The organism is Lysinibacillus sp. fls2-241-R2A-57, assembly GCF_030209535.1.
GTDB lineage: Bacteria > Bacillota > Bacilli > Bacillales_A > Planococcaceae > Lysinibacillus.
On record NZ_JARVRU010000161.1, the window covers coordinates 1 to 25,594 of the forward strand.

Consider the following 25,594-nt stretch of genomic DNA (forward strand, 5'->3'; position numbering starts at 1 on the left):
GCTGCCGCTTTGCTTTCGCTACAGAAAACATTTGTAGCTGCCGCTTCGCTTTCGCACAGATCACATAGCATGTCGCTCTAAAATATTGTGATAAAACGAAACGTCAGCAAACTGTGAGAAAGGAAGCGACAGCAAAAGGGTTTCGTCTGTGCGAAAGCGAAGTGAATGGATGTTCCAAAATGCCAATCGCTGATAAAGTGTCGTGAATCGCTGATAACATCATGAAAATCGCTGATAAAATGCCGTGAATCGCTGATAACATTATGAAAATCGCTGATAAAGAGCCGTGAATCGCTGATAACATCATGAAAATCGCTGATAAAGTGTCGTGAATCGCTGATAACATAATGAAAACCGCTGATAAAATGTCGTGAATCGCTGATAACATCATGAAAATCGCTGATAAAGAGCCATGAATCGCTGATAACATAATGAAAACCGCTGATAAAATGTCATGAATCGCTGATAACATCATGAAAATCGCTGATAAAGAGCCATGAATCGCTGATAAATCCTGAAAATCGCTGATAAAGTGTCGTGAATCGCTGATAACATCATGAAAATCGCTGATAAAGAGCCGTGAATCGCTGATAAATCCTGAAAATCGCTGATAAAATGCCGTGAATCGCTGATAACATAATGAAAACCGCTGATAAAATGTCATGAATCGCTGATAACATAATGAAAACCGCTGATAAAGAGCCGTGAATCGCTGATAACATCCTGAAAATCAACCCCTCGTTTTGCCGAGGAGCCATGCTTTATGATATTGTAACTGCCGTTTCTCTAGATAACAGGCGATTTGTTATGCTGAATTGAGGGTGTTATATGTAAAAAAGCCGCTAGTAATTACAACGAGACGTGATTACTTGCGGCTTAGCATTTCATTGTATTTAAGGTCGCCCACTAGAACGAATGATTAAATACAACTACTGCTTTATATAAATATTCACAAAGGCGGTTGGTAGTCTGCCCAGTTAATTAGAAAGAAAAAAATCGATTTGCGCCAAATGCCAAATCGATTTTTTGGAAGCAACGATTAAACGCGCTCAATTTTACCTGATTTTAATGCACGAGCAGAAACCCATACACGTTTTGGTTTACCGTCTACTAAGATACGAACTTTTTGAAGGTTAGCACCCCAAGTACGTTTGTTAGCGTTCATAGCGTGGGAACGGTTGTTACCAGTACGAGCTTTACGTCCAGTGATTACACATTGTTTTGGCATGTTGTATTCCCTCCTTACTGTTTATGCTGAAAGATTATTATTTCAGTTCGGTATTTCACATACCATAATAATTTAACATACGATGACGTTCAGTGCAACAGTTTTCACATAACCTTTCAAGAAAAAAACCTTTACAGACATAAAAAATTGTCAGATAAGAGGGAATCAATTTCTGGATACAGCAAATCTAGGCTAATATAATTAAAAAGTTTTCAATATTATTTTTCTCGATGGCCAAGCTTCATAGAAACACGTTTTCCAGTTTCTACTAAATGCGCAGTAAGGGTATTAATATGTTCCTCTGAAACGTTAAAGCTAACAAAACCTATACTTACAGCACCTACTATTTCATTAAAACCATTTAAAATGGAAACTGCAATTGAGGATGTTCCTGCTGTTTTCTCCCCGTGACTTATGGCAAATCCCTGTAGTCTTATTTGATTAAGCTGTGCCTCTAATTCAGCGATTTCTTCTTGTGGAATGAGCTGTTCAATAATTTCCATTGCTTGAGAAATAGGCATTGCGGCTAAAATGGCCTTATTTGCAGCGCCAATATGCATGGGTATACGAATCCCTAACTGATCATAAATACGAATTGGATTAGCTGCACTGTCTATTCTTTCGATAATGATCGTATCTAAACCAGCTGGCTTACTTAAATAGACGCTTTCCTCGACCTCTCTAGCTAAACGCTCTAATTCTGGCCTGATTTTACTAATGTAGTCCATCGTATCATACACTTGTAGGCCAATCTCCATCCATATTGTACCAAGTCGATATTGTTTCGTTTGATCGTCTTGCTCAATCATTCCTTCCTTAATCATCGCTTTTAAAATTCTATGTAATGTACTAAGTGGCAAATTACATTTTGCCGAAAGCTCTGAAATGGACAAGCTGTTTTCACTTGCTTCAGAAGCCAAAACTTTGGCAATTGTCATAGCTCGTTCTAATAATTGCATTCATGTTCCACCTCCCCTTTACTTATTGTATTTTCATTCCTTGTCTACGTCTAGCTACATGTGTTAGTAGATAGAAAATAAAAATTTTTCTAAATATATTGACAGTATACCGTAAAACACATATATTTTTCATATAAACTTTCCTCTTAACGGAAACGTTTTCCACTACACGGAAAAAGGGGTGAAAGGAATGCATTATTGTTCATCAATGTATGCACCTTTGAAACACGTAATAGTAAAACATCCAAAAGATGCTTTCCGAGGTCAAGAGCATCTTAGTGATGAATGGAAAACATTTAATTACTTATCAGAACCTAACTATAATGAGGCTCTTAGAGAATATGCTGAATTTACTAGCATTCTCGAAAAATATGTTGAAAAAATTGATTATCTACCAGAGTCAGAAGAAGTAGGGTTGGATTCGCTATATGCACATGACCCTGTCAAATTTACACCAAAAGGGGCTATTATCTTAAAATCTGGCAAAAAATTAAGACAGCCAGAAGCAGCTGTTTATAAAGCATTTTTACAAGAAAAGGGCATTCCAGTAATCGGTGAATTGACGGGAGATGCTGTTTCAGATGGTGGCGATATTGTTTGGCTTGATGACCGTACACTTGTTGTAGGTCGAGGCTATCGAACGAATGATGAAGCGATTCGTCAGCTAAAGGACATGACGGCGGATATTGTCGATGAATTCATTGTTGTCCAGCTACCACATGATTTAGGTGAAGCAGAATGTTTACACTTAATGTCCTTTATTAGTATGGTGGATAAGGATTTGGCAGTCGTGCATTCACGATTAATGCCAGTTTTTTTCCGTCAGATGTTAATCGATCGAGGTATTCAATTAGTTGAAGTACCGAAAGATGAGTATGATGCGCTAGGCTGTAACGTCTTAGCACTTGCACCTAGGGTATGTATTATTCCAAATGGAAATCCAATGACAAAGCAACAATTACTTGAAGCAGGCGCAACAGTTTATGAATATAAAGGAAATGAAATTACGGTAAAAGGAACAGGTGGACCAACATGTCTAACTTGTCCAGTAGTAAGAGGATAAAAGAATAGAAGGATAAAAGGAGACGAAGTAAATGTTTAAAAATGTGATAGTAAAAAATCCAGGAAATAGTTATGTAAACGGTTTAACAACTAGTGACTTAGGAAAACCAATTTTAGAAAAATTATTTGAGCAGCATGAAAAATATGTAGAAGCTTTAAAGAAATGTGGCGTAGAGGTTACACAGCTTCCAGTGAATGAGGCTTTCCCAGATTCGACATTCGTAGAGGATACAAGTGTATTAACAGCTGAATTTGCCATTATTTCAAACCCTGGGGCAGAAGCTCGTAATCGTGAGGTTGAGGACATCGAACCGGCTGTTAAAAAATTCTATGAAAAATTATATTATATCGAAGGCCCAGGAACACTTGATGGCGGAGATGTATTACAGGCAGAAAAGAAATTTTATGTCGGCATTTCTGATCGTACGAATAAAGAAGGAGCACGACAATTCAAAGAAATCGTTGAAAAAGAAGGTTATGAGGCAACGATTATTCCGTTAAAAGAATTTTTCCATTTAAAGACGGGGATCGCCTATGTTGGTGAAAATCGTATGGTGCTAGCAGGGGAGTTCATCAATCATCCTGCGTTCGAATCCTATGAAAAAATTATTATTCCTAAAGAAGACGAGTATTCAGCAAACTGTATTCAAGTAAACGATTATGTCATTATTCCAGCTGGCTACCCAGAAACAAATCGTAAATTAAACGATTTAGGCTATCAAACAATCGAACTAGAAATGTCAGAATTTAGAAAACATGATGGTGGGTTAAGCTGCTTGTCATTACGTTTTTAGTTTTAAAAATACCCAATCAATTTAAAGCGGATAAATTGATTGGGTACTTTAGTAGAATAAATGTCAGAATTTTTAAAATGCTAACGGCAACTAGAGAGGTGGGGATGGATGTTGAGTAAAGGGGAACAACGGCAAGATAATCAATTAAACCGTTCAATGAAGAGTCGCCATTTATTAATGCTATCACTCGGTGGAGTTATTGGGACAGGATTGTTTTTAAATGTTGGCTATACAATTAATCAGGCAGGTCCAGGTGGAGCGTTAATTGGTTATATATTCGGTGGTTTAATATTGTATATGGTAATGAATTGTCTTGGGGAATTAGCAGTTTATATGCCTGTGACGGGTTCTTTTCAAACTTATGCAACACGTTTTATCAGTCCTTCAGCAGGCTTTTCTTTAGGGTGGATGTATTTTGTCGGATCAGCTGCCACAGCGGGGGTAGAATTTACAGCGGCGGGAATTTTGATGCAACATTGGTTCCCAAATGTCCCTATTTGGATATGGTGTGCCGTATTCATGGTTCTGTTATTTACCTTAAATGCATTAACAACTAGAGGATTTGCAGAAGCGGAATTCTGGTTTGCAAGTATTAAAGTCATTGCGGTGATTGCTTTTATCGTTATAGGAGCGGCAGCAATCTTTGGATTGATTCCATTAGCTGATCGTCCGACACCACATTTTACGAATTTAGCACCGTCTGGTTTATTCCCAGCAGGTATTTCAATTATATTTGTCACAATGATGAATGTTATCTTTTCTTATCAAGGATCTGAACTTGTCGGTATTGCAGCAGGGGAAACTGAAAATCCAGAAAAAAATATTCCGCGGGCAATACGTACAATTCTTTTTAGAATTATTGTTTTCTATATTGCTTCTATTATTGTTTTATCTGCTATATTCCCGGCATCGGAGCTTGGACTACTGGAAAGTCCATTTGTCACTTTGATGAATTTAGCTGGCGTTCCATATGCGGCTGGTATCATGAATTTTGTTATTCTAACTGCGATATTATCAGTAGGTAACTCGTGTCTATATGCTTCAACACGTTTACTATGGTCGATGTCAAAAGAGGGAATGGCTCCTAAATTATTTGGACGACTAACGAAAAATAAAGTGCCATTAAATGCACTTATTTTCACGATGCTTTTCTCGCTGCTTTCTTTATTAACGAGCGTAATGGAAGCAGATGCAGTATTTGTTTTACTCATGTCTATTGCAGGAATTTCTGTAACTATTTCGTGGATGGGAATTTGTGCATCTCAATTGATGTTCCGATATCGTTATGTGAAAGCGGGAGGGAATGTGGCTGATTTAAAATTTAAAACGCCATTTTATCCATTGATTCCGGTGTTCTGTATTATTTTTTGTATGCTAATTCTAGTCTTTTTAGCGTTTGACCCAACACAAAGAATTGGTTTACTATACGGTATTGGATTCTTTATTGCTTGCATGATTTTCTATAAATTTAAATTGAGTAAAACGAATACAGTTTCTTCTGAGATTGAAATAAAAAATGAGGAATCACTTGATATACATTGATATGTATTCGGTATTGAGAAGATCGGATAAAGGAGAATTTTTATGAATGTTTATCTTTGGAACACACCTGAAAAACTACGCGCACTATTATGTGAACTTGTCAGTTGGGAAAGTAGGACGTTAACGAAAGGTGAAAATGAGTTTGCCTATAAATTAAAAAATTCATTGCAAGCGCTTTCTTATTTTCAAAATAATCCAGAATTTATTGCATTACATGATGCGGGTCTTGGACGCAATGCTGTAACTGCTTTGTACAAGCACCCAAATGCGACAGAAACGGTCGTGTTAATAAGTCATTTTGATACTGTTCATACTGAAGAATATGGTGAGCTAGAGCCATTAGCCTTCTACCCTGAAGAGTTGACAAAAAAGCTAATGGAACCTAAATATAAAAAAGATTTACCAGATGCGGCAAGAATTGATTTAGAATCAGGCAACTACTTATTTGGTCGTGGGACGATGGATATGAAAATGGGGCTTGCTTTGCATATGCAGCTGATTGAAAAGGCAAGTATCGAAGAGTGGCCAATTAATCTTATTTTAACGGCGGTGCCTGATGAAGAAGTGAACTCTGCTGGGATGCGTGCAGCAGTTGTTGAGCTTGTAAGACTTCGTGAACAGCATGGATTAGCTTATAAACTATTTTTAAATAGTGAGCCTTCTTTTTCACAAGGTCCAGCTGATACCAATGAATATATTTATTCAGGAACGATTGGTAAAATTATGCCTGCTACCTTATTTTATGGAAAAGAGACACATGTGGGCGAGCCGCTAAAAGGAATGACAGCAAATTATATTGCTTCATACATGACACAGCATATGGAGTGGAATCCAATTTTCCGTGAAACAGATCTTGGTGAAAGTACGCCATTACCCGTATCCTTACAATTAAAAGATTTGAAAATGGAGTACTCTACACAAACGCCATATCGTGCAGCAGCTCTTTATAATGTGTTTTTATTAAAGCGCACAGCATCTGAAGTAATGGATATTTTTGAACAAGTTGCATTGGAGGCAATGTCAGCTTGTAATGAGCAATATAAGCAAATTTGTGAGCGAGAAAAGGTAAAGGGTGTAGGTGAAGTAAAAGTACTTCGTTATGAAATGCTTTTAGAGCATGCGATCAATAAATTAGGAGCAAAAGAAGTAAATTTAATAAAAAGTCAAGTTCTTGAAAATAGTACTTGGGATGATCGAGAAAAATCTATTCGCATCGTGGATCAGTTAATGATCCGTTGCCAGGAACTAACGCCAGCAACAGTGCTATTATTTGCACCGCCTTACTATCCGGCGATCAACTCATCCAATCATCCACTTGTCATTCAATCGATAGAATTAATGAAGAAAACGGCGAAAACATTTGATATCGAGGTTGAGCAAATTCACTATTTTAATGGTATTTGCGATTTAAGTTATGTCAATTACTCAGATGGCTCAAATGAATGGACTGCATTTGAGTGCAACACGCCTGTATGGGGAGATACGTATAGCATCCCATTTGAAGCAATGTCCGAATTACAAGGCCCCGTTTTAAATGTTGGACCTTTTGGAAAGGATGCACATCAAAAAACAGAAAGACTACACGTGGATAGTGCTTTTAAGGAAATGCCAGTGATGATTGACACGCTTATTAAAAGTCTATTTTAATTTAAGGCAGTGGAAGGTCGTCATTATGATAAAGAAAAATGTAAGAAAGCTGATGTGATTTAAAGCATCAGCTTTTTAGTGTTGAAAAACTATTGTGTCAATGAAATTAAGGTGTCCCATTAAATATAGTATGGCTCTTCGGTAAAACGAGGGGTTGATTTCCGTTCCGGCTGAGCTTCCCATGGAGGCGTCCGATAAGCCGCTTGGACCCATAAATGTTTTATGTGCGAAAGCGAAGTGATTCGGTGCTCCAAAATGCCAATCGCTGATAAACTGCCGATAATCGCTTAAAATCGAGGAACCCGCTGATAAATGCCGATAATCGCTGATAAAATCGAGGAACCCGCTGATAAACTGGCGATAATCGCTGATAACATCAGGAAAACAGCTAATAGAACTTTTGTTTGCGACTTCGCAAATTCAGCTAAGTACTGTAATATGGTGTTGTCTAAATCAATTATTTGGGAATTTTTTTCAAGATTTTGGTTTATCACTAAAAGTTGAGAATGAGCTAAGTTTTTGTTAAAAGATTGAGCCGTTTTTGTTCTTTTTTTAACAAATTTGCGAAGATTACTTGTGTTTTTCATTACTTAGACGATAAAACTAGGACAAATTATCTTCATTTCAGCAAATGTTTTCTGTGCGAAAGCAAAGCGACAGCAACAAATGTTTTATGTAGCGAAAGCAAAGCGACAGCAACAAATGTTTTCTGTGCGACAGCTACGATTACGCCAAGACGAAATTGATTTGAAAGATTGTTATTAGGAGCGGATGTTATGGAAAATCAAGAAAAGCTAGCTCTATCTATACAAAAAGAAATGATTCAATTTAATTTAAAACGTATGCGAACTGTAGCGTGGACTTTAATGTACGTGACAGCCATCATTACAATAATTCATTATGGTGAGGTGTTCTTTTCTGAAACTGAAAGTGAGATGGTACCAGTTTATATAGCCATTCACACTATTTTGTTTTATATAGATTTAGCAGTGTTATTATTTGTGAGAGAAAAGAAGATTCAGGTTACATCTTTAAATTTGCGAAAATACGAATTTATCTTACTTGCTTATATTTATACTATATTGTTATTAATTACTGTGATAACCGTAATGGACGTATATTTCTTTAAACATGCAGCTCTTTATGAGGTACTGTTTTTAATGATTTGTACTGTTTTTGCCATCCCTTTTCGGAAAATTTTTTGGATTATGTTCATAACAGTTCCGGCCATTTTAATAAGTGCCTATATGAGTAATGGGATTTCGGGTGAAGGTATTAAAGTGTTTTTACCGATGTCCCTTATTATTCCAATGGGGCTAATTATTCAGCGTCATACTTATAAAGTACAAAAACAATTTACGACACAGCACATTTTATTAGATGAAGAAATGACAAAATCTAAGCAGTTGTCAAAATTATTAGCGGAGAAAAATAACGAGCTATCAGAGCAAGCACTTCGTGACACGTTGACAAACCTTCCAAATCGACGAGCTTTTAATAATAAACTGACACAAATCGGGCAACAACTTAGTAAACCAAAGTCTTTAACCGTGATAATGGTGGATATTGATTTCTTTAAAAATTTCAATGATTATTATGGTCATTTACAGGGTGATGAAGCTTTAAAAAAAGTGGCAGCTCTGATAGAGGAAATTGCAGAAAAGTATAATGCATTTGCTGCACGTTGGGGCGGCGAAGAATTCATAATCGTTAGTCACCATGCCGCAAAATTTGCTGAGCATGTCTGTGAGGAAATATTAGAAGAAGTCTACAACTTAAACATTCGTCATGAGCGTTCAAAAATAGCTGATGTTGTAACAGTCAGTATTGGGATGTGTCATGCCAAGATCTCAATAAGCGAGCATTTGAATACATGCTGTGCATTAGCTGACGAAGCATTATATACAGCAAAACAAAACGGTCGTAACAACTTTTACAGCAAAAATGAAAATTTAGATGAAGTGGTATGTTAATTTGTATCATGTCAGTAAAACGTTGATACAGTGCGCTTTCATCTCCTCCTAGGTTGCTTAATATATAACAAAAGTGTTACAATATAGTTTAGTCAAAAAGAGCCAAGGGGGCATTTCTATGTCAATTGAATTAAACAATGAATTCGGCCAAATTGATATTTCAACAGATGTACTTGCGCAAATTGCTGGTGGCGCTGCTGTAGAATGCTACGGTATTGTTGGCATGGCATCTAAACATCAAATTCGTGATGGTCTAACTGATATTTTACGTAAAGAAAATTTTGCAAAAGGTGTTGTTATTCGAAAACAAGACGACGATTTACATATTGATATGTACATTATTGTTAGTTACGGGACAAAAATTTCAGAAGTGGCTTATCAAGTACAATCAAAAGTGAAATATACAGTGGATAAAACATTAGGTATGAGCGTAAAATCTGTCAATATCTTTGTGCAGGGCGTTCGTGTAGCGAATGATTAAGAGGAGGAACTAAATCGAATGCAGTCTTTAGACGGAATAAAGTTTGCAGAAATGGTGCAAATGGGTGCCCATCACCTATTCCAAAATGCAAATTATGTTGATTCATTAAATGTATTTCCAGTACCGGATGGAGATACAGGAACGAATATGAACTTGTCGATGACATCTGGCGCAAAGGAGACAGAACTTTCTGCTTCAGAACATATCGGTAAAACAGCACAGGCTTTGTCAAAAGGTTTACTTATGGGAGCGCGCGGAAATTCAGGGGTTATTTTATCGCAGCTATTCCGTGGCTTTGGTAAGGCTATTGAAAAAGAAGAGACAATTGATGCCAAGGGCTTTGCGAGTGCCTTCCAAGCAGGCGTTGATACAGCCTATAAAGCAGTAATGAAGCCAGTTGAAGGAACGATTTTAACGGTAGCACGTGAAGCGGCACAAAAAGGCGTAGAAGTGGCAGAAACTGAAAATGATATCATTACAGTGATGGAAGCATTTACTGCTGAAGCACAGGCTTCGTTGGAACGTACACCTGAGCTTCTACCTGTTCTTAAAGAAGTAGGTGTTGTCGATAGTGGTGGTCAGGGGCTTCTATTTGTGTATGAAGGGTTCTTAGCATCTTTAAAAGGTGAGCCATTACCGCAGAAAAACGAAGCAACTTTAGATGATTTAATCAATGCAGAGCATCATAGAGCACAAGATTTTATGAATACAGTTGATATTGAGTTTGGTTATTGTACAGAAATCATGGTACGTTTTGAAGAAGGGAAAGAGCCATTTAGTGAAGAACAATTCCGCAATGAATTAAACCCTCTAGGTGATTCTTTACTCGTTATTTCGGATGAAGAGATTGCAAAAGTGCATATTCATTCCGAGCAACCTGGCGCTGTTTTAGCTGTGGGTCAAAAATACGGTAGTCTTATTAAAATTAAGGTCGACAATATGCGTGAACAGCATTCTGCCATCGTTGGTGAGGATCATAAAGCACCAACTCCTGCCAAAAAAGTAGAAAAGCATCCATATGCAATTGTAACGATTGCAATGGGCGAGGGAGTTGCTGAATTACTTCGTTCAATTGGCGCTTCTTATGTTATTGAAGGTGGTCAAACTATGAACCCTTCAACTGAAGATATTGTGAAGGCAGTACAAGAAATTGGTGCTGAAAAAGTGTTGATTTTACCAAATAACAAAAATATTGTCATGGCAGCAGAACAAGCAGTAGAGCTTTTAGATATTGAAGCGGCAGTAGTTCCAACGAAAACAATCCCTCAAGGTATGGCGGCGATTCTATCGTTTAATCCAGAAACGACAGTTGAAACGAACCAAGCAACAATGACAGAAGCTTTTGCAAATGTGAAAACAGGCCAAGTAACTTATGCAGTTCGAGATACATCTATTGATGGTGTAGAAATCCATAAAGATGATTTCATGGCACTTGCGGAAGGAAAAATTGTCTTATCTACTCCGGCATTAAAAGATGCAGCTGAGAAGGTAATTACTGATTTAGTAGATGAAGATGCAGAAATTGTAACAGTTATCTATGGTGAGGAAACAACAGAAGAAAATGCCTCAGAATTAGTGAAATTTATTGAAGAAAATTATCCAGAGGTCGAAGTAGAGTTATTTAATGGTAAACAAGGATTATATCCATATATTATTTCAGTAGAATAATTCAATGCTACTTTGCGAATAAGTAGACAAAGCAGTGCACAAGCCGTGTACTGCTTTTGTTTATGGTACAAGGAAAATAGGGTATAATCAATTTCGCCTTGGTGTATTTATTGCTGTCGCTTCGCTTTCACACAGATAAATTGCCGCAGGACGTGGTGTGAGTTCTTCTATTTCAGTAGGTGTTTGAACCCTGCTGAATAGGAACCGCATGGCATTTAACTCACCAACTTCAGAGGTGGGAGTCTCTTCTGCTGAATGAAGATAAACTATAGAAAGTAGCATAAAATGAATAATTTGCTGTATGTACCCGGAGGACAACTGACTTGAAAATTCTGGAATATAAACCTTTTGAAATTTTTGTGTATATGGAGTAGACAAAAGTTAAACAATATTTCCGATGTGTAAATTATAGTAGTGTAAATTTTCTGAAAGTTGATAAAGTAGTGCTTTACTTTTCTAGTGCCTATCAAGCATGATATAAGTAAAAGTAAATATTATTATATGGATAGAATAGAGGGGTGTTTGTATGAAGTTTACTTCAGTATTTGATATTATTGGACCAGTGATGATTGGGCCTTCTTCCTCTCATACGGCAGGTGCCGCGCGAATTGGACGCGTTGCCAGAGATTTATTTGGAAGACAACCAAAGTGGGCGAAAATTCACTTATATGGTTCTTTTGCTGAAACGTATAAAGGACATGGAACGGATGTAGCTTTGATAGGGGGCTTATTAAATTACGATACATTTGATGAGCGAATCAAAACAGCTTTCGCTGATGCAGAGAAGGCAGGGTTAGACTATGAATTTATCCCAGAAACAGCTAACACAGAACATCCAAATACAGCTCGCCTTGTGATTGGCGATGATGATGGAGAGATGTCTGTTGTTGGAATTTCTATTGGTGGGGGTAAAATTGAAGTGAGTGAGGTTAATGGCTTCAAGCTACGATTAACAGGTGGCATGCCAGCTATCCTAGTAGTCCATGATGATCGTGCTGGCTGTATTGCCAATGTAGCAAATTGCTTAGCGATGCATGCAGTCAACATTGGGCATATGGAGGTTTCGCGAATTGAACGTGGTTTAACTGCACTTATGGTGATAGAAGTCGATCAAAATATCGAGGAAAAAGTACTACAACAAATTTCTTTAATACCACATATTACAAAGGTTTCTAAAATTAATAACAACTAAGGGGGTGTCCCAGTATGGACGTATTGTTTCATAATGTTCGTGAGCTTGTTGAACGAGCAGAGCAAGAAGGTAAACTGATTTCTGAAATTATGATTGAACAGGAAATGTTAATAACTGGACGTACAAGAGAAGAAATTATGCAGCAAATGGACCGTAATTTAACGGTGATGGAGGAAGCTGTTGAAAGAGGCTTGAAGGGTGTGCAATCTGTAACGGGTTTAACAGGTGGTGATGCAGTATTGCTTCAAAATTACATTGCGCAAGGAAATTCATTGTCAGGGGATTTATTATTAGATGCAGTGAGTAAAGCGGTTGCAACGAATGAGGTAAATGCGGCAATGGGTACAATTTGTGCAACGCCTACTGCAGGCTCGGCCGGTGTTGTACCAGGGACACTGTTTGCGGTGAAAAACAAGCTTAATCCAACACGTGAGCAAATGATTCGTTTTTTATTCACATCAGGTGCTTTCGGTTTCGTTGTTGCCAATAACGCTTCGATTTCTGGTGCTGCTGGTGGCTGTCAAGCAGAGGTTGGCTCAGCTGCTGGTATGGGAGCGGCAGCGATTGTAGAGATGGCTGGTGGTTCTCCACAGCAATGTGCAGAAGCCTTTGCGATTACACTTAAAAACATGCTTGGGCTCGTTTGTGACCCAGTAGCTGGATTGGTAGAGGTTCCATGTGTTAAAAGGAATGCTATGGGTGCAGCGAATTCGCTTGTGGCAGCGGATATGGCACTTGCAGGTGTAACAAGTCGCATTCCATGTGATGAAGTGATTGGTGCGATGTATCGAATTGGACAATCTATGAGTCCGAATTTAAAGGAAACTGCCCGTGGTGGCTTGGCTGCAACACCAACAGGCAAAGCGATCAGCAAAGCCATATTTGACAATGGCAATTTAGAGAGTATCCAATCACTGCAAAAATAATAAAAATAGTAAACACGCTTTCCTAAGAGAGCGTGTTTTTTGTATGAGCTTCTACATGCTATAGGTGTTTTTACAAGTGAAAATAAAAATTTAGAATTAGTACAGGGGAAAGTTTGGACAAAGTGGATATATTTTGGGTGAGACGCTACTCATCATAACGTGTGGTTAATTTCCATTCCGGCTGTGCGCTTTGTAGCTGCCGCTACGTTAGCACTACGCTTTCGCACAGAGCAAAGCTTCCAGGGGGCGTTAGATGAGCCGCTTCGCTTGTGCTCCATGGTCTCATCTGTGACGTTAATCCCTGAGTCAATTTTTATACATGGCATCGCCTACCTAGGGGATGACTCCTATTAAAGTTATTAATAAAGAAAAAGTCTTTTGGAATTTTAGTAAAGGGCAGGAGTAGGAGTACAGGCAACGGCATCAATCAATCCTTCATCAAATCCGTAAAACGCCCAGTAGACACCGTTCCATCTATATCCAGATACTTCACCCATTTCTACACGAGTAGGATAAAACCAAAATTCTCTCCCGTTTTTAAGCCATACATAAGTATTTTGATATACACAATCAATGATATAGGACACAGAAGGTTTTGATGGTCTGAAGTTTGGTGGAGGTGATTGTGGTCTCATTGTCCCTTGAGGTGGAAAATATCCCAAGTGATTTCACTCCTTTTTCAACATTATATGCTGAGAAGAAATTAATGCTTTTATTTAACTTCTTTCAGCGGATGTCAGGACTAGGGCTTTATTTGGAGCTCGAAATACAAAAGAAGTCATTGAGGTGATTGATTCTTAATTTGCTAAAGGTGGAAAAGATTATGTTCTTTATGAAGAGATAACTATCAATCTAATTATTGATGAATGGAATTGCTATGTTAGAGAAAATGAAAAGTTATATAATAATATTGAGAATAAAGATGAACAGCAGGAATTGTTCAGAAGAGTTAAAGTAACAACATTATAAAAGCCGAGAAAAATTGTTAAGAAAGGGGAAATTTCATGGTTATGCTAATGACTACAAATAAAGCACAAGCGGTGAAAATCTTTGGAGGAACTGCAAGGTGACTGATTTAACGAGCCCCGTAACCGATTTAAAGGGAGTCGGGAAAGAAACAGCAGGACATTTAGAGGCATTGGGCATCGAGACGATTGCGAATTTATTGTGGACGTTCCCTCATCGGCATGAAGATTTTCGTTTAAAGGATTTAGCGCAAACACCACATAATGAACGTGTCACTGTTGAATGTAAAGTTGAACGTGAACCGACAGTATTGTTTTTAGGTCGCAATAAATCACGATTACAAGTGACGGTGCTGGCAGGTCGACATTTAGTTAAGGTTGTTTTTTTTAATCAAGGTTATTTGAAGCAGAAGCTTGTACCAGGAGCTATTATTACCGTCACAGGTAAATGGGACAGAGGCAGACAAGTAATCAACGGAACATCTGTTACATTTGGTCCGAAAACAGATCAGGTCGACTTTGAACCTGTTTATAGTTTGAAAGGCTTGATTCCGCAAAAGCGTTTTCGTAAATACATGCGACAAGCTCTAGATGAGTTTGGAGAAGAGATTCCGGATGCAATCCCACAGCATCTACAGGTGGATTATAAGCTTACTTCAATACAAGGTGGGCTGGAGGGAATTCATTTCCCACTTGATGCGGGGCATGCAAAGCAGGCTAGAAGACGCTTTGCCTATGAAGAGTTATTAAACTTTCAGCTCCGTATTCAAGCGTTACGTAAAATTCGGAAGGATAGTGAGCACGGTACAGTTATACAGTTTGATTTGCAAAAGCTACGTGCCTTTATTACATCGTTACCTTATGAATTAACAGGAGCTCAAAAACGCGTTGTCAATGAAATTTGCAAAGATATGAAAGAGCCGCATCGTATGAATCGCTTACTTCAAGGTGATGTAGGATCAGGTAAAACCGTTGTTGCAGCAATCTGTTTATATGCAGCTGTAACTGCTGGTTTTCAGGGAGCGTTAATGGCGCCCACAGAAATATTAGCTGAGCAGCATGTTGAAAGTTTGAAGGAATGGTTTGAGCCATTTGGCGTGCGAGTAGCTTTACTATCAGGATCGACGAAAGTGAAGGAACGCCGTTTACTGTTAGAAGAACTAGCAAATGGAGATATAGATATTTTAATAGGTACGCATGCGCTTATTCAGCCTGATGTCGTTTTTTACAAGCTTGGTTTTGTTATAACGGATGAACAGCATCGTTTTGGTGTTGAACAGCGTAGAATATTGCGTGATAAAGGTGAAAATCCAGATGTACTCTTTATGACGGCGACGCCTATTCCGCGTACACTTGCGATTACGGCATTTGGAGAAATGGATGTTTCCATGATTGATGAAATGCCAGCGGGGCGTAAGCAAATTGAAACACATTGGATGAAAAAAGAGCAATTTGGCTCTGTTATGTCAAAGCTAGAATTAGAGCTTGTTGCTGGAAGACAGGCGTATGCTATTTGTCCTCTTATCGAGGAATCGGACAAGCTTGATGTACAAAATGCAGTAGAAATATACGAACAACTCGCTACGTATTTTAGTGGACGATACAATGTCGGATTAATGCATGGTCGCCTATCCGCGGATGAAAAAGATGCTGTTATGCGAGCGTTTAGTGAAGGGACTATTCATGTACTCGTATCGACAACAGTTGTTGAGGTTGGTGTTAATGTACCGAATGCAACTTTTATGATCGTTTATGATGCTGAACGCTTCGGTTTAGCTCAATTGCATCAGCTGCGTGGACGTGTTGGGCGAGGTGAACATCAGTCATACTGTGTGTTGCTTGCCGATCCAAAATCCGATGAAGGTAAGGAGCGCATGCAGTCAATGACGGAAACAAATGATGGTTTCCGTTTAGCTGAAAAGGATTTGGAACTGCGTGGTCCAGGTGATTTCTTCGGGCGTAAACAAAGTGGTTTGCCTGATTTTAAAGTAGCGGATTTAGTGCATGATTATCGAATACTTGAGACGGCAAGAAATGATGCAACGACTATGCTTGAGACTGATGCTTTTTGGCATGATGATGAGTATAAATATTTACGTAGTATGCTTGAAGAGTCGGGTGTTTTACAGGGAGACCGCTTTGATTAGATCCCCAATTTGGAATGTAAGCACTTGTTTTGAAAACAAGTCTTGCATTCTTTTTTTATACTCTATATACTGATATTAGTACCAAGTGCTAATAACAACTAAAAAGGTGGCGAATGATGTTGAGACGAACGAAAAAAGAGCGACAGCGACTATTATCTGAAACGATAGCTGAAAATCCATTCGTCACAGATGAACAGCTAGCAACACAGTTTCAGGTTAGTGTCCAAACAATTCGTTTAGATCGTATGGAGTTAGCAATTCCTGAATTACGCGAACGAATTAAAGATGTTGCTTCGAAAACATATGAAAATGAAGTGAAATCACTTCCAATAGATGAAGTGATTGGTGAAATTATTGATATTGAATTAGATAATCGTGCATTATCTATTTTTGACGTAAAAGAAGAGCATGTTTTTCAGCGCAATGGCATTGCTCGTGGACATCATTTGTTTGCACAGGCAAACTCATTAGCGGTAGCGGTTATTGATGATGAACTAGCATTAACAGTACATTCAAACATTACCTTTGTGAAACCTGTTAGAGCTGGAGATCGTGTTATTACAAAAGCAAACGTTATCGGACGTGATGACGAAAACCATCGTACAAAAGTAGAGTTAACATCCACTGTTAATGGTGAAACTGTTTTTGTTGGTGAATTTGATATGTACCGCACGAAAGGTAAGGGTGAACAACAATGAAATTAGCGCTAGATGGAATGGGTGGCGACAACGCACCAAAATCAGTTGTTGAAGGTGCTTTATTAGCTTTAGAGCAAATTCCAAATTTAGAAATACAATTATATGGTCAGCGCGAAAAGCTTGAACCATTATTAAAAATACATGATCGATTAACAGTAGTGCATTGTGAGGAAGTTGTGGAAGGAACAGACGATCCAGCACGCGCTGTTCGTCGAAAAAAGGATTCATCGATGGCACGAATGATGGATGCGGTTGAAGAAGGAAAGGCAGATGCTTGTCTTTCAGCTGGTAATACGGGTGCTTTAATGGCAGGTGGTTTATTTAAAGTAGGACGTATTGAAGGGATTGCGAGACCAGCATTAGCCACTACACTACCGACATTAGACGGTAAGGGCTTTTTAATGCTTGATTTAGGGGCAAATGCAGATGCGCGTCCTGAACATTTATTGCAATATGCGATTATGGGTGATATTTATGCGAAAAAGGTAGGCGGCTTACAAAAGCCACGTGTCGGCTTGCTAAATATCGGTACTGAGGATAAAAAAGGGAATGACTTAACGAAAGCTACTTTCGAGTTATTAAAAGAAGCGGACTTGAACTTTATCGGCAACGTAGAAGCTCGAGACTTACTTGAAGGGGTAGCAGACGTTGTTGTAACAGATGGTTTTACAGGTAATATGGTACTGAAATCGATAGAAGGTACAGCGGGCGCGTTATTTTCAATGCTTAAAGAGGCGTTTATGTCTTCTACAAAAACAAAAATTTCGGCAGCCCTTATGAAAAATAATTTGCGTGACTTGAAAAATAAAATGGACTACACGGAGTATGGTGGTGCAGGATTGTTTGGTTTACAAGCACCTGTAATTAAGGCACATGGATCATCTAACGCCAAAGCAATATACAGTGCGATTCGCCAAGCAAATACGATGGTAGAGCATACGGTCATCTCGACGATCACAGAAACAGTACGCCACTTAGAAATTGATTAACTTCTTTCAGCAAATGTTTTATGTACCGAAAGCAAAGCGTCAGGTACAGGTGTTTTATGTAGCGAAAGCGAAGCGTCAGGTACAGGTGTTTTATGTACCGAAAGCATAGCGACAGGTACAAATGTTTTATGTAACGTAAGTGAAACGACAGCTACAGAAGTCTCCCACCTCTATCGGCGGTGAGATGAATGCAAAAGTATGAACTTCTTTTCAGCAGGTGTCCAAACACCCGCTGAAATAGCGGAACTCAGTCTAAGAACGCCATGTCCTGTGGCAACGACTGAGTGACCAACATCGTGTTGGCCTAAAGCCTCCGGACGCAATTACGCCGAGGTATAATTGATCAAAAGGGGATTAATGAAAATGACGAAAATAGCATTTATTTTTCCAGGCCAAGGTTCTCAAGCAGTTGGAATGGGGCAAGAGTTTATCGAGAATGCGGCAGAAAGTAAAGCATTTTATGACCGTGCAAATCAATCACTTGGCTTTGAGCTATCTAAGCTTATGTTAGAGGGGCCAGCCGAGGAGCTAACATTGACATACCATGCACAGCCAGCACTTTTAACTACTGGTGTGATGGTTGCAGAAAAATTACGTGCAGCAGGAATTATGCCAAACTATGCAGCTGGGCATTCACTTGGAGAATACAGTGCATTAGTAATCGCCGGTGTGTTAACGTTTGAGGATGCAGTTTCTGTCGTTCATAAGCGTGGTCTTTTTATGAATGAAGCTGTACCAGCAGGGCAAGGCGCAATGGCAGCCATTCTAGGGATGGAGCTTGAAGTATTGCATGAGGTAACTGAAAAGGTATCTGCAGCAGGTGATCCGGTTCAGGTAGCGAATGTAAATTGTCCAGGACAAATCGTTATTTCTGGTACAAAGGAAGGCGTTGAAAAGGCTTCTTTAGCGGCGAAGGAAGCTGGTGCAAAACGAGCAATTCCTTTAGTTGTTAGTGGACCATTCCATTCAGAGCTAATGAGCCCGTCGTCTGAAAAATTAAGAGAAGCTTTGGCTGAAATATCATTGTCAGCTCCACAAATCCCTGTAATCGGCAACGTCATGGCGAAAGAATTAGAGGATGTTCCTGCTATTCAACATGAGTTAGTAGAACAAGTATATAGCGCTGTACAATGGGAAGCATCTGTGCGTGAAATGATTGCACAAGGTGTGGATGTCTTTATTGAGTGTGGACCAGGCAAAGTGTTAAGTGGATTAGTGAAAAAAATCGATCGCTCTGTTGCGACTTATTGTGTTTATGATGAAGCATCATTAGAGGCTGTGCTAGAAGCGGCGAAGGAGTGGACAATTAATGCGTAAATTAGAAGGAAAAGTAGCTGTTGTGACTGGTGCTTCGCGTGGAATAGGACGCGCTATTGCATTAAAGCTTGCTAATGAGGGCGCTAAAGTTGTCGTTAACTACAGCGGCTCACAGGCGAAGGCAGAAGAAGTTGTCGCGATGATTCAAGAAAATGGCGGCGAGGCTATTGCTGTACAAGGGAGTGTTTCGAAAACAGAAGAAGTTACTGCATTAATGGATGCAGCTGTGAAAACATTCGGTTCACTTGATATTTTAGTAAATAATGCAGGAATTACACGTGATAACTTGTTGATGCGTATGAAAGAAGATGAGTGGGATGATGTGTTAGATACAAACCTTAAAGGTGTTTTCCTTTGTACAAAAGCAGTAACACGTCAAATGATGAAGCAACGTGCGGGTCGCATCATCAACATTTCATCAATTGTCGGTGTAGCTGGTAATGCAGGGCAAGCTAACTACGTAGCCGCAAAAGCGGGTGTTATTGGATTAACTAAAACGACTGCTAAGGAATTAGCATCTCGTAATATTTTAGTAAATGCGGTTGCACCAGGCTTTATAGAAACTGAAATGACTGAACAACTACCAGAAGATATAAAGCAAGGTATGCTTACACAAATTCCTCTAGCAAAACTTGGGCAGCCTGAGGATATCGCAAAGGCCGTAGCTTTTCTAGCTTCAGATGATGCTAACTATATGACAGGTCAGACGTTACATATAGATGGCGGCATGGTGATGTAATTTCAATTAGTAATAGGCAATGATTTTTTGTATAATCATTGAGGGGAGGTGAATGTTTTGACTACAGTATTAGAACGCGTAACAAAAGTAATCGTGGACCGTTTAGGTGTTGAAGAAAGTGAAGTTACTCTAGAAGCTTCTTTCCGTGATGATTTAGGTGCTGACTCATTAGACGTAGTTGAGCTTGTAATGGAGCTTGAAGACGAATTCGATATGGAAATTTCTGATGATGATGCTGAAAAAATCTCAACAGTAGGTTCTGCAATTTCATACATCGAAAGTAAAATTAACTAATTTCATTTAACTTCTTTCAGTGGCTGTTCAAACAGCCGCTAAGTTAAAGCCTTTGGCAGAAATTACTCCTGTTTTTTGCTTAAATGCGAAGAACGGATACAATAGACTAAGGTGTATTTAAAAGGGTACGAAACGGTTCGTTTTTCGAACTGTGAACGTCCCTTTTTTATTTTGGATAAAAAATAGCGAAAAAATTTCCAAAACACTATATTTTAGCCGAAATACTTTTGCATAAATGCCTTGAAAAAGGTACACTAAAACGGTAGAAACTATTAGGAAGGCAGATTGTTCAATGGCTATGAAAAGAAAAGGAACTATGCAGAAATCTGGCGTACTTCCTGAAAAAGTACGCAATCAATTTGAGCTGTTACAGCATGAATTAAATATCACATTTATTAATAAAAATTTATTGTATCAAGCATTCACGCATTCATCTTATGTGAATGAGCATCGCCGTAAATTGTTTACGGATAATGAGCGTCTTGAATTTTTAGGAGACGCAGTACTTGAACTGTCTGTTTCTAAATACCTTTTTGAGAAATTCCCTAATATGAGTGAGGGTGAGCTGACGAAGCTGCGAGCATCTATAGTATGTGAGCCATCACTTGTGATCTTTGCAAATGAATTAGGCTTTGGTCGCTTTGTATTACTCGGAAAAGGTGAGGAATTAACAGGTGGACGGGAACGCCCAGCGCTACTTGCAGATGTATTTGAGTCATTTGTAGGTGCCCTTTATTTAGATCAGGACTTACAAACGGTCGTGTCATTTTTAGAACGAATCGTATTCCCGAAAGTAGAAGTCGGTGCTTTTTCGCATGTGATGGATTTTAAAAGTCAATTGCAAGAAATGGTACAGCAAACAAACAACGGCCTTCTTCATTATGAAATTATTGATGAAAAGGGTCCTGCACATAACCGTACCTTCGTATCGAGCGTACTATTAAATGGACAAGAGCTCGGTATAGGGCGTGGGAAATCAAAAAAAGAAGCCGAGCAGCAAGCTGCGCAATGTGCAATGCGTGCAATGCGTGAGCAAACTGCAAAAGAGGAGGCTTAATAGATGTTCCTAAAACGACTCGAAGTGATTGGCTTTAAATCTTTTGCGGAGCGCATTGGAATTGATTTTGTACCTGGTGTTACAGCGGTTGTTGGACCAAATGGCAGTGGAAAAAGTAATGTCACTGATGCTATTCGTTGGGTGCTTGGAGAGCAATCTGCAAAGTCGTTACGTGGGGCAAAGATGGAGGATGTTATTTTTGCTGGGAGTGACTCACGTAAGCCACTAAACTTTGCAGAGGTAACGTTAGTTTTAGATAATACGGATGAACAGCTTGCTTTTTCATATACAGAAGTCAGCGTAACAAGACGCGTATACCGTTCAGGTGATAGTGAATATTTATTAAATAACCAGCAGTGTCGCCTGAAGGATATTACGGACTTGTTTATGGACTCAGGACTTGGGAAAGAGGCCTTCTCCATTATTTCACAAGGCCGAGTAGATGAAATTTTAAATAGCCGACCTGATGACCGTCGTTCGATTTTTGAAGAGGCAGCTGGCGTGTTAAAGTATAAACTAAGAAAGAAAAAGGCAGAGCATAAGCTTGTTGAAACAGATGAAAATTTGTATCGTGTTTTAGATATTTTACATGAGCTAGATAGTCGTCTGGAGCCGTTAGAAATTCAGGCATCAAGTGCAAGAGATTATGTGCAAATGTCAACAGAGTTAAAGGATTTTGATATCGCCATCCTTGTGCACGATTTAAAAAATTGTGCACAATCTTTGCATGCTCTGAAAGCTGAGTACACGGAGCTATATGAAGCAGAACAAAAACAAGCTCATAATATTTCTTCAATTGAAAAGCAAACCGCAAGCATTCGTAAGCTTTTAAAAGAGCTAGATGACTATTTAGATACGACTCAGGCTGAGTTTGTTAATGCGACGATGGAAGTAGAGCGTTGGGATGGTCGTAAAGCGTTAATGGCTGAAAAGCGACAAAATGCTTCTAATCAACTACTTCAATTGAATACAACATTACAAGAAGCAAAAGATGCGGTTGAGGCTCTTATTGTTCAAGAACAAGAGAAAAAAGAATTGTTCGTAGAAAAACAACAAGAAGTATCAGCGTTAAAACAAAGTATCAAGCAATTGGAACAATCTTTAAATCGCTCTGTTTTTGAAATTGAACAAGAAATTGAAGAGCAAAAAAACCGATATATTGATTCCTTAAACGAAGAAGCAACAGTCAAAAATGAATTAAAAAATATTGAACAGCAATTAGCACAGCAAAAAGCGACGGCGGCACGGATGTCAGATCAAACTGATGAAATCGGGCAGGAGCTTGCGCAAATTCTAACGGAAAAAGAGAAGCTAGTTGTTGCTCATACAACAACAACTAACGAATTGCAGGAAAAGCTTGAGCAATATGAAACATTGCAAATGCAGCTTAAGAACGTTAATACAACGTTTAATGAAAAGCAAGATATGCTTTATAAGGCTTATCAGCATCAGCAGCAATTGAAGGCTAGAAAAGATACACTAGCTGAGCTTGAAGCAGATTTCTCTGGGTTCTTCCATGGCGTAAAAGAAGTATTGTTAGCGCGTGATAAAGGTGAATTAGTTGGAATTGAAGGAGCTGTTGCTGAGTTAATCCAAGTGGGTGGAAAATATTCTCAGGCTATTGAAACAGCATTAGGGGCAGCCTCTCAGCATATTGTGACAACCGATGAACGACATGCTCAACAGGCTATTCATTGGTTAAAACAAAAGAGAGCTGGACGTGCAACATTTTTACCGAAAACAGTCATGAAGTCACGTAAGATCAATCTTTCTGCGATTCAGCTAGCTACTGAGCACCCAGCATTTGTCCAAATGGCTGATGCACTTGTTACGTTCGATGAAGACAACCGCACAATTGTCGAAAACCTACTTGGCAATGTAATTGTTGCATCAAATTTAGAAGGTGCAAGCCAAATTGCTCGATTATGTGGTTTTCGATATCGTGTTGTAACACTTGAAGGTGATATCGTCAATGCAGGCGGTTCATTAACAGGTGGTGCTGTGAAGCAACAATCTTCACTCTTTACAAGAAAAGCGGAATTAGATGGTTTAATCGTAAAGCTAGAATCGTTAGAAGCATCAATTTATAGTGCTGAACAGGCTGTCTCAATTGAAAAAGAGAAGCTTGCAACATTGCGAGACAAAGTAGAACAATTGAAGCTTGACGGAGAGCAATTACGAAAAGATGAAATGCAGCAGGCGAGTCGTATTCGTGAGCTAGAGGTTGTCGAGAAAAGCTTATCTGCTCGAGTATCTTTCGCTTCTAATGAAACACAAGATGTAAAAACACGAGAAGAAGCATTGTTAGCTCAAAAGGAAACGGCTACAGAGCGTTTAACGGCACTAGCAACCGAACTGTTAGAAATTAATGAAACAGTAGAACAACTAAGTAAGGTGAAGCTGCAAAGCGAAACGGAGAAGGATGTACTTCGTGAGCAATCGGCAGAAAAACGCTCGCAGTTAGCGGTTATGCAGGAGCAAATGTCACAAGTACAAATTGCTACTGCAGAGTTAGCCCTACAATTAAACAAAGCTCGTCAAAAGGTCGACGATATTTCTCAGGAAATAATTTGGCTTCAATCTAATGAATCGACAAAACTTTTAAGCGATGAAGAAGTAGATGAGCAAGTTACTACGTGGAAAGCGAGAAGAGATTCTCTGCAGGACACAATCTCACAGAAAAAAGATGAAAAAGTAGCGCAACAACAAGAACTTACTACTTTAGAAGAACAGCTGAAGGAATTGCAACGTACACATAAAGGCTACCTTGAAGCAATACGTGCTAATGAATTGAAGCGCAGTCGCGTAGAATTTGAGATCAATAATTTCAATGAACAGCTAGAAGAAAACTATCAGCTAACGGCAAAGGAAGCTGAGGAGTTAGCTCTTGCGATTGAAGATGAAGAGCATATGCGACGTCGAGTAAAACTGCTGAAGAAATCTATAGAGGAGCTAGGTCCTGTTAATTTGAGTGCCATTGAGGAATACGATCGGGTACTTGAACGCCATTCATTTTTAACAGAGCAGCGTGAAGATTTACTTGCTGCTCAGGAAACATTACATGAGGCAATTAAAGAGATGGATGAGGAAATGACGCTACGATTTAGCGAAACCTTCTATGCTATTCGAGAGCAATTCAAACGTGTATTCCGTGAATTGTTTGGTGGAGGGCAGGCGGATTTAGTGTTATTGGACCCTCAAAACCTGCTAGAAACAGGGATAGAAATAGTAGCACAACCACCAGGGAAAAAATTACAAAACCTAAGTTTGCTTTCAGGTGGTGAACGTGCACTAACAGCAATCGCTTTATTATTCTCCATCCTAAATATACGCCCAGTACCATTCTGTATTCTCGATGAGGTAGAGGCGGCTTTAGACGAGGCAAATGTCGTTCGATATAGCCAATATTTGAAGAAATTTAGCCGTAATACACAATTTATTGTAATCACACATCGTAAAGGAACGATGGAGGGTGCGGATGTGTTGTATGGTATTACAATGCAGGAATCTGGCGTATCTAAACTTGTATCAGTAAAATTAGAAGATGAACCCGTACTTGCGGAGCAAAGGAGCGAACAAGCATGAGTTTTTTTAAACGTTTAAAAGATAAATTGATGGGTAACCCAGCCGAGGAAGAAAAAGTAGTTGAGATAAATGAAGCAGAAGCTGCTGAACAGAAGCTAGACGATGCAACAGAGCCTGCTCAAATTGAAGCAGCTGTAGTTGAGGTTGAGAAAGTAGAGGAGACTTCTGTAACGGACAGTCCAATTGAAACAAAAAATCCTATAGCGATAGAACAACAAGAACAACAAGAAGTGCAAGAACAATCAAAACAACAAGAACAACAAGAAGAGCAAGAAAAGCAAGAAAAGCAAGAAAAGCAAGAAAAGCAAGAAAAGCAAGAAAAGCAAGAAAA

The 25,594-nt window shown here is 38.9% G+C and carries 24 protein-coding genes and 1 pseudogene; 18 read left to right on the top strand and 7 right to left on the bottom strand.

The window, feature by feature from the left end:
• Nucleotides 1-103 precede the first annotated feature (103 nt).
• The 4 genes from QRN68_RS21520 to QRN68_RS21535 form a co-directional block, all read right to left on the bottom strand.
• Nucleotides 104-475: a hypothetical protein gene (locus QRN68_RS21520; protein ID WP_285399081.1), complete on the bottom strand. Its 372-nt coding sequence runs from the start codon at nucleotides 473-475 to the stop codon at nucleotides 104-106.
• A 79-nt stretch (nucleotides 476-554) separates the two neighbouring features.
• The gene (locus QRN68_RS21525; protein WP_285399083.1) at nucleotides 555-758 is read right to left on the bottom strand and encodes a hypothetical protein; all 204 of its coding nucleotides are present in this window, start codon (nucleotides 756-758) and stop codon (nucleotides 555-557) included.
• 281 nt (nucleotides 759-1,039) lie between these two features.
• Complete coding sequence (gene rpmB / locus QRN68_RS21530) at nucleotides 1,040-1,228, bottom strand: 50S ribosomal protein L28 (RefSeq protein WP_004227417.1); 189 nt, start codon at nucleotides 1,226-1,228, stop codon at nucleotides 1,040-1,042.
• A 218-nt stretch (nucleotides 1,229-1,446) separates the two neighbouring features.
• On the bottom strand, nucleotides 1,447-2,187 hold the full coding sequence (locus tag QRN68_RS21535; RefSeq protein WP_285399087.1) for an IclR family transcriptional regulator: 741 nt from the start codon (nucleotides 2,185-2,187) through the stop codon (nucleotides 1,447-1,449).
• A gap of 190 nt (nucleotides 2,188-2,377) precedes the next feature.
• On the opposite strand from QRN68_RS21535, the gene QRN68_RS21540 reads away from it, so the two are divergent.
• The 4 genes from QRN68_RS21540 to QRN68_RS21555 all read left to right on the top strand — a co-directional run bounded on the left by QRN68_RS21540 (nucleotide 2,378) and on the right by QRN68_RS21555 (nucleotide 7,232).
• Nucleotides 2,378-3,250, top strand: coding sequence for a dimethylarginine dimethylaminohydrolase family protein (locus QRN68_RS21540; protein WP_285399088.1), 873 nt, complete (start codon nucleotides 2,378-2,380; stop codon nucleotides 3,248-3,250).
• 31 nt (nucleotides 3,251-3,281) lie between these two features.
• Complete coding sequence (locus QRN68_RS21545; RefSeq protein ID WP_285399090.1) at nucleotides 3,282-4,043, top strand: dimethylarginine dimethylaminohydrolase family protein; 762 nt, start codon at nucleotides 3,282-3,284, stop codon at nucleotides 4,041-4,043.
• Nucleotides 4,044-4,151: 108 nt separating this feature from the next.
• On the top strand, nucleotides 4,152-5,585 hold the full coding sequence (locus QRN68_RS21550; protein WP_285399091.1) for an amino acid permease: 1,434 nt from the start codon (nucleotides 4,152-4,154) through the stop codon (nucleotides 5,583-5,585).
• Between the two features lie 42 nt (nucleotides 5,586-5,627).
• Nucleotides 5,628-7,232: a M20/M25/M40 family metallo-hydrolase gene (locus tag QRN68_RS21555; RefSeq protein WP_285399092.1), complete on the top strand. Its 1,605-nt coding sequence runs from the start codon at nucleotides 5,628-5,630 to the stop codon at nucleotides 7,230-7,232.
• 287 nt (nucleotides 7,233-7,519) lie between these two features.
• Here QRN68_RS21555 and QRN68_RS21560 read toward each other — a convergent pair whose 3' ends face one another.
• The gene (locus QRN68_RS21560) at nucleotides 7,520-7,726 is read right to left on the bottom strand and encodes a hypothetical protein (protein WP_285399093.1); all 207 of its coding nucleotides are present in this window, start codon (nucleotides 7,724-7,726) and stop codon (nucleotides 7,520-7,522) included.
• A 282-nt stretch (nucleotides 7,727-8,008) separates the two neighbouring features.
• Here QRN68_RS21560 and QRN68_RS21565 point away from each other — a divergent pair, with 282 nt between their 5' ends.
• The 3 genes from QRN68_RS21565 (at nucleotide 8,009) to QRN68_RS21575 (ending at nucleotide 11,354) form a co-directional block, all read left to right on the top strand.
• A complete protein-coding gene (locus tag QRN68_RS21565) occupies nucleotides 8,009-9,205 on the top strand; it encodes a GGDEF domain-containing protein (RefSeq protein ID WP_285399094.1) in 1,197 nt (398 codons plus the stop codon).
• A 118-nt stretch (nucleotides 9,206-9,323) separates the two neighbouring features.
• Complete coding sequence (locus QRN68_RS21570; protein WP_053594173.1) at nucleotides 9,324-9,686, top strand: Asp23/Gls24 family envelope stress response protein; 363 nt, start codon at nucleotides 9,324-9,326, stop codon at nucleotides 9,684-9,686.
• Between the two features lie 18 nt (nucleotides 9,687-9,704).
• The gene (locus QRN68_RS21575) at nucleotides 9,705-11,354 is read left to right on the top strand and encodes a DAK2 domain-containing protein (RefSeq protein WP_285399095.1); all 1,650 of its coding nucleotides are present in this window, start codon (nucleotides 9,705-9,707) and stop codon (nucleotides 11,352-11,354) included.
• 87 nt (nucleotides 11,355-11,441) lie between these two features.
• On the opposite strand, the gene QRN68_RS21580 is transcribed toward QRN68_RS21575, so the two are convergent.
• Nucleotides 11,442-11,636 carry a hypothetical protein gene (locus tag QRN68_RS21580; RefSeq protein WP_285399097.1) on the bottom strand — a complete coding sequence of 65 codons (195 nt, stop codon included), beginning with the start codon at nucleotides 11,634-11,636 and terminating at the stop codon, nucleotides 11,442-11,444.
• A gap of 244 nt (nucleotides 11,637-11,880) precedes the next feature.
• Between QRN68_RS21580 and sdaAB the strand changes: the two genes are divergently transcribed.
• The gene (gene sdaAB / locus QRN68_RS21585) at nucleotides 11,881-12,546 is read left to right on the top strand and encodes an L-serine ammonia-lyase, iron-sulfur-dependent subunit beta (protein ID WP_285399098.1); all 666 of its coding nucleotides are present in this window, start codon (nucleotides 11,881-11,883) and stop codon (nucleotides 12,544-12,546) included.
• Nucleotides 12,547-12,560: 14 nt separating this feature from the next.
• Nucleotides 12,561-13,472 carry an L-serine ammonia-lyase, iron-sulfur-dependent, subunit alpha gene (sdaAA, locus tag QRN68_RS21590; RefSeq protein ID WP_068983185.1) on the top strand — a complete coding sequence of 304 codons (912 nt, stop codon included), beginning with the start codon at nucleotides 12,561-12,563 and terminating at the stop codon, nucleotides 13,470-13,472.
• Nucleotides 13,473-13,858: 386 nt separating this feature from the next.
• On the opposite strand, the gene QRN68_RS21595 is transcribed toward sdaAA, so the two are convergent.
• Nucleotides 13,859-14,134 (bottom strand): transporter, encoded by a 276-nt coding sequence (locus tag QRN68_RS21595; RefSeq protein WP_285399100.1) that lies wholly within the window; start codon nucleotides 14,132-14,134, stop codon nucleotides 13,859-13,861.
• A 404-nt stretch (nucleotides 14,135-14,538) separates the two neighbouring features.
• On the opposite strand from QRN68_RS21595, the gene recG reads away from it, so the two are divergent.
• The 9 genes and pseudogenes from recG to QRN68_RS21640 all read left to right on the top strand — a co-directional run.
• The gene (recG, locus tag QRN68_RS21600) at nucleotides 14,539-16,584 is read left to right on the top strand and encodes an ATP-dependent DNA helicase RecG (RefSeq protein ID WP_285399101.1); all 2,046 of its coding nucleotides are present in this window, start codon (nucleotides 14,539-14,541) and stop codon (nucleotides 16,582-16,584) included.
• A 119-nt stretch (nucleotides 16,585-16,703) separates the two neighbouring features.
• Entirely contained in the window at nucleotides 16,704-17,282 is a 579-nt protein-coding gene (gene fapR / locus QRN68_RS21605) for a transcription factor FapR (RefSeq protein WP_285399103.1), read from the top strand.
• The gene (gene plsX, locus QRN68_RS21610) at nucleotides 17,279-18,271 is read left to right on the top strand and encodes a phosphate acyltransferase PlsX (protein ID WP_285399105.1); all 993 of its coding nucleotides are present in this window, start codon (nucleotides 17,279-17,281) and stop codon (nucleotides 18,269-18,271) included. Before fapR ends, plsX begins: the two co-directional genes overlap by 4 nt.
• 363 nt (nucleotides 18,272-18,634) lie before the next feature.
• Nucleotides 18,635-19,588, top strand: coding sequence for an ACP S-malonyltransferase (gene fabD, locus QRN68_RS21615; RefSeq protein WP_285399107.1), 954 nt, complete (start codon nucleotides 18,635-18,637; stop codon nucleotides 19,586-19,588).
• The gene (gene fabG / locus QRN68_RS21620) at nucleotides 19,581-20,327 is read left to right on the top strand and encodes a 3-oxoacyl-[acyl-carrier-protein] reductase (RefSeq protein WP_285399108.1); all 747 of its coding nucleotides are present in this window, start codon (nucleotides 19,581-19,583) and stop codon (nucleotides 20,325-20,327) included. Before fabD ends, fabG begins: the two co-directional genes overlap by 8 nt.
• A gap of 57 nt (nucleotides 20,328-20,384) precedes the next feature.
• Nucleotides 20,385-20,621, top strand: coding sequence for an acyl carrier protein (locus tag QRN68_RS21625; RefSeq protein WP_285399109.1), 237 nt, complete (start codon nucleotides 20,385-20,387; stop codon nucleotides 20,619-20,621).
• 292 nt (nucleotides 20,622-20,913) lie between these two features.
• Nucleotides 20,914-21,678 (top strand): ribonuclease III, encoded by a 765-nt coding sequence (gene rnc, locus QRN68_RS21630; protein ID WP_481817479.1) that lies wholly within the window; start codon nucleotides 20,914-20,916, stop codon nucleotides 21,676-21,678.
• Nucleotides 21,679-21,681: 3 nt separating this feature from the next.
• Nucleotides 21,682-25,263 carry a chromosome segregation protein SMC gene (gene smc, locus QRN68_RS21635; RefSeq protein ID WP_285399110.1) on the top strand — a complete coding sequence of 1,194 codons (3,582 nt, stop codon included), beginning with the start codon at nucleotides 21,682-21,684 and terminating at the stop codon, nucleotides 25,261-25,263.
• Nucleotides 25,260-25,594: pseudogene (locus QRN68_RS21640) on the top strand (hypothetical protein); the annotation flags it as partial. The gene smc and the pseudogene QRN68_RS21640, both read left to right, overlap by 4 nt.

What these genes read in the sequence shown, in the direction of transcription:
- sdaAB (WP_285399098.1), top strand. Translation starts at nt 11,881, where the DNA reads ATGAAGTTTACTTCAGTATTTGATATTATTGGACCAGTGATGATTGGG.
- fabG (WP_285399108.1), top strand. Translation starts at nt 19,581, where the DNA reads ATGCGTAAATTAGAAGGAAAAGTAGCTGTTGTGACTGGTGCTTCGCGT.
- QRN68_RS21550 (WP_285399091.1), top strand. Translation starts at nt 4,152, where the DNA reads ATGTTGAGTAAAGGGGAACAACGGCAAGATAATCAATTAAACCGTTCA.
- QRN68_RS21555 (WP_285399092.1), top strand. Translation starts at nt 5,628, where the DNA reads ATGAATGTTTATCTTTGGAACACACCTGAAAAACTACGCGCACTATTA.
- QRN68_RS21580 (WP_285399097.1), bottom strand. Translation starts at nt 11,636, where the DNA reads ATGCTACTTTCTATAGTTTATCTTCATTCAGCAGAAGAGACTCCCACC.
- fabD (WP_285399107.1), top strand. Translation starts at nt 18,635, where the DNA reads ATGACGAAAATAGCATTTATTTTTCCAGGCCAAGGTTCTCAAGCAGTT.
- QRN68_RS21545 (WP_285399090.1), top strand. Translation starts at nt 3,282, where the DNA reads ATGTTTAAAAATGTGATAGTAAAAAATCCAGGAAATAGTTATGTAAAC.
- QRN68_RS21535 (WP_285399087.1), bottom strand. Translation starts at nt 2,187, where the DNA reads ATGCAATTATTAGAACGAGCTATGACAATTGCCAAAGTTTTGGCTTCT.
- plsX (WP_285399105.1), top strand. Translation starts at nt 17,279, where the DNA reads ATGAAATTAGCGCTAGATGGAATGGGTGGCGACAACGCACCAAAATCA.
- QRN68_RS21540 (WP_285399088.1), top strand. Translation starts at nt 2,378, where the DNA reads ATGCATTATTGTTCATCAATGTATGCACCTTTGAAACACGTAATAGTA.
- QRN68_RS21520 (WP_285399081.1), bottom strand. Translation starts at nt 475, where the DNA reads ATGATGTTATCAGCGATTCATGACATTTTATCAGCGGTTTTCATTATG.
- rpmB (WP_004227417.1), bottom strand. Translation starts at nt 1,228, where the DNA reads ATGCCAAAACAATGTGTAATCACTGGACGTAAAGCTCGTACTGGTAAC.
- QRN68_RS21575 (WP_285399095.1), top strand. Translation starts at nt 9,705, where the DNA reads ATGCAGTCTTTAGACGGAATAAAGTTTGCAGAAATGGTGCAAATGGGT.
- sdaAA (WP_068983185.1), top strand. Translation starts at nt 12,561, where the DNA reads ATGGACGTATTGTTTCATAATGTTCGTGAGCTTGTTGAACGAGCAGAG.
- QRN68_RS21570 (WP_053594173.1), top strand. Translation starts at nt 9,324, where the DNA reads ATGTCAATTGAATTAAACAATGAATTCGGCCAAATTGATATTTCAACA.
- QRN68_RS21565 (WP_285399094.1), top strand. Translation starts at nt 8,009, where the DNA reads ATGGAAAATCAAGAAAAGCTAGCTCTATCTATACAAAAAGAAATGATT.
- smc (WP_285399110.1), top strand. Translation starts at nt 21,682, where the DNA reads ATGTTCCTAAAACGACTCGAAGTGATTGGCTTTAAATCTTTTGCGGAG.
- rnc (WP_481817479.1), top strand. Translation starts at nt 20,914, where the DNA reads ATGGCTATGAAAAGAAAAGGAACTATGCAGAAATCTGGCGTACTTCCT.
- QRN68_RS21525 (WP_285399083.1), bottom strand. Translation starts at nt 758, where the DNA reads ATGGCTCCTCGGCAAAACGAGGGGTTGATTTTCAGGATGTTATCAGCG.